This window comes from Rhodoferax sp. P1_F3, assembly GCF_056405715.1.
Genome location: NZ_JBFUBO010000029.1, coordinates 1 through 3,770, shown reverse-complemented (window position 1 = coordinate 3,770; position 3,770 = coordinate 1). Strand labels below are relative to the sequence as shown.

Here is a 3,770-nt window from a genome sequence, read left to right as displayed (position 1 = left end):
GCGTTGACGGCGATGCCTGCGGTGGTGAGTCCTGCTGCGGTACTGGCAAGCGTGACGCCACCCAGGGTGGTCACCGTTGCCCCGGCTGCGCCGCCGGCCACAGCCGTAGTAGTCCCCACCGCTGCCGTACCCATGCCCGCCGTGAAGTAAGTCACCACAATGGTCAGCAAGGCCGCTCCCGCCCCGGTCAGGCCGCCTTGGTCGTAGCTCCATTTCTCATGGGCCAGGGCCACCTGGTCCCACTTGACGTTGGGGTTGGCGGCCAGGGCGTTGAGGTAGTCCAGTCCCACGCCGTTGCCTTCACTGACCAGGGCGTCGATCTGGCTCTTGAGGGCTTGTCCGCCTTTGGTGTCGGGGATCTGGGCGGTGATCTTCAAGGCGCTGTCAAACGTCACGTTGCCTTTGAGGCTGGTCTGGTTCAGCGTCTCGGTGGTGCTGCCCTTGCCCTTCATCTCCTGGTACAGACCCATGGTCACGGTTTTTTCGGTATGGCTGGTCTGGGTGGTGTCGGTGCTACCGCCCAGGATGAGTTCGCCTTGTTGCGTTGGGTCCAGGTTCACAAAGGCGATTTGCTGCGCTTCTACCTTGGCACCTTGCAGTTCGGTTTTGTTGCCTACGCCAATCTCGATTTTCTTATCGGAGAGGAGGGAGGTGCCAATGCTGGTGCTGGTGGCGCGGGCGTCGCTGACGGTTTTGTCTTCATTGGAGATGCCAATGCCCAGCGGGTCGAAGAAGGCGTTTTCGGTGGTTTTGGTACGGGTGGTGGTGGTGACCTGGCTGAAGTTTTGCACTTCATAGAGGGCGGTGGTGTTTTTGCCTTCCACGCGCAGGGTGCCGGTGCCGTTGTCCAGGCCGGTGGCGCCCAGGTTGGCGCCTATGCTGACGAGGTTGTTTTGGGCCACCAGGTTGGTGCTTTGGCCCTGCAGGGTGCTGACCAGGGCGGTGGCGCGTTGTTCCTGGCGCCGGGTTTCGATGCTGCTGGTGTGGAACAGGTCTTGGCCCTTGGCGGAGGCCATCTGGTTGACGTTGGTGGTGGACTGGCCGGCTTGCAGGATGATGTTGTTGCCAGCGGCGACGTCCAGCGTCTTGCCAGCTTCGACTTGGCGGCGCGGGCGTTGACGTCGTTGCCTGCTATTGAATTAGTAGCTTCTCGCGCAATGGATACGGGGGCTAGAGGCTGGTTTGATGCTTGGACCTCAGCGGAATAAGGGCTGCGCGCAGGTTTGGTGCGGGTACGTCGGGTTTCGCCGGACTTGCCGCAGCTCCGGCTGGTCTCAGCCACCGCCATCAGGCAACTTCGATTGGGGTTGAAGACTAGGAGTTGCCGTCGACAGTTCTATCCGCAAACCCTGCCTTAACAAGTGCATCCATAGTCTTTTGCTGCCTTTTATTTCGCCTTTTGTTTTTGAAGCCTGCCTCAAATTCGAGCTCTTCTTCTGGCGTATTCCATTGTCTGACCGCACACAACTCACCCTTCTCTAGGATGGGACACCAGCCAATCGTGCTCTCGAAAAAAGACAAATCCACAATGTCAAAAACATTCTCTTCTGCTTTCTTAAGCGTAACCATGCCAAAGCAGTAATGTGTGTATTCGCCGCCTGCACCTGCAGGCGCGCGGTCGTCAATCACTTTGTGAGTCCAGCCCTCCACAACCCCAACAGCTTGGGGTAATGGACCTTGAAACAGCAGTTCGAACGAAGTACCTCGAACTCGACAAAAGCAAGGAATGTTCTTTTGCACAAGTAAACCTTGCACTACGAGGTTGTCTGGTAATTGAATTTTTAGCAGCATATTTATCTCCTTGGTGTAGCTGGCAACGTCGCTTATCTCGGCACTATCACATCACCTGTAAAACTCTTGTTAAAAGTGGCGACTGGACTGAAATACTGTGCGCCCTGTGGATCACGAATTGCAACTACCGCCACGCCATTTTTTGTTGTAACACCATCAACGACCACGAAGTGCGAGAAATCGCTTACTCCGGGATCAGCAATACGCACTATCACCGGAGTACCGTTTTGTGTATAGCGTGTTAAATCACCTACGTTGCGTCCAGAAAGTGCCACTGCGTCCACTCCCTCGGACTTCATCAAAGTCGCAACTTGAGACGGAAATATTCCTCGCTCAGTTGGTGGAATTTTTTGAATTAGTGTTGCCACATCAACGGGCTTACCCATCGTATCCAACACCATGCTGCATGAATTTGCACCACAGGTTGGACCACTTCCCTGATTCAGCACCAAACGATCCCCGTTTCTGGGTATTGCATCAGCAAGCAATGGATTTTTAACACCTCCTGCTGCATCTCCCAACGCCTTATATTCAGTCTTAGCCTGAGTCAGCACCGCTTGCAACTCCTGAGCTACAACTGCTGGATCAGTAGTTTGACTGAGTACAGTCTTCAGCCGCGCAGCGGCTCCTGCGACCACGGGAGCACTCAGGCCTAAAGTAGGCACGCCCGATGCAGCCTCGGACACACCAATACTCAGCTCTGTCAGCATCCCCGAGCACGCGGGGTTGAGGCCGCCGACACATGCTGTGACGAGGGCTCTGCCAACGTTCACCAGCAGCCCCGCACCCACTGCCGTGCTACCCACCAGCAGTGCAGTTTTGACGATTTTCGTGCTGCTCTCTATGTGATCAACACCCCATTGAAGGGCTCCCAGCGCCTGGCCCAAATCTGCGATTTGTCGCTGTATCAATCGTGCAGTCGTCGCCGCGCCGATAGCTGCGCGCGCTTCAGGGGTTTGCAGCTCAATCAGCGCTTGTGCCACGTCTTGCACGCGTGTGCTGCATTGCAGTGGGTTAGAACGGCACAGATCCGTCAAGCGTGCTACTGGAGTTTGCTCACCGCCAGCGCTCTCGTTGCCTAATAGCAAGCGCCGCAAGCTATCACAACCGACTGTGCAAGTCTTCAATGAGGCTATCGCTCGTTTGACATCGCGCGTTTCCAAATAGTTGTTTTGCACGGCGTTCACGCCAGTGGCAGCTGCCGTGTTCACGCTTTGGGCACTGCCATCCCCAGTGAGTGCGCCTGCTGTCGCGCTGACCACCCTGACGAAGTCCAGTACCTCGGCATCTGTTTTTTCACCAGCGGGGTCGTACCACTGTGCGGCCAGCTCTCCGACCACGGCCCCGGCTGCCCCAGGTGTGCATCCTTTGCCACTGCCCGCTGTCGCAGCGCCTGATACACAACCAAGCAGGGCATGCGCCAGCAATTGCCCCGCTGGGTTGAGGGTGGCATTGCCGTTGGCATCTGGAACGGTCATACCACCGATAGTCTTAGCTCCAAATGCCATGCTTGTGCTCACTACGGCGTTGAGCAGCGCACCTTGTAGGCCATCCTCCAAACTGGAGCCGGTGAGCGCGCTGTTGATGCTGGCGCTGGCGAAGTTGTTGGCAACATTTTTACCAAAGTTGCTAGCAAAGTCGGCTGTTTTGGGACTGATGTTCTGCCAACCCATGGTGCTATTAAGCTTATCCAACGCCCCCGCCGTCACCATGGTTAGCAACAGGCCCTTGATGCTTTCTTCCTTGCCCAACTGGTCCAGGGTCTTGCCGATGTCGCCCTGGTTGTTGACCATGGCAACCGCTGCCTGGCTGGCCAGGGCGGTAAAGCCGGCGTTGACGGCGATGCCTGCGGTGGTGAGTCCTGCTGCGGTACTGGCAAGCGTGACGCCACCCAGGGTGGTCACCGTTGCCCCGGCTGCGCCGCCGGCCACAGCCGTAGTAGTCCCCACCGCTGCCGTACCCATGCCCGCCGTGAAGTA

Annotated in this window: 2 protein-coding genes and 1 pseudogene; all 3 read right to left on the bottom strand. The window is 57.2% G+C overall.

Translation table 11 applies throughout. The features are described 5' to 3' along the window. A pseudogene (locus AC1DZ5_RS21420) lies at window positions 1-1,016 on the bottom strand (hypothetical protein); the annotation flags it as partial. Between the two features lie 298 nt (window positions 1,017-1,314). After that, window positions 1,315-1,791, bottom strand: a complete 477-nt coding sequence (locus AC1DZ5_RS21415; RefSeq protein WP_477892822.1) for a hypothetical protein — start codon at window positions 1,789-1,791, stop codon at window positions 1,315-1,317. A 32-nt stretch (window positions 1,792-1,823) separates the two neighbouring features. Further along, the coding region (locus AC1DZ5_RS21410; protein ID WP_477892820.1) for a DUF637 domain-containing protein at window positions 1,824-3,770 on the bottom strand (1,947 nt) is incomplete at its 5' end.

Bases quoted from the DNA above. Each gene is read 5' to 3' on its own strand.
- AC1DZ5_RS21415 (WP_477892822.1), bottom strand. From the start codon at position 1,791: ATGCTGCTAAAAATTCAATTACCAGACAACCTCGTAGTGCAAGGTTTA.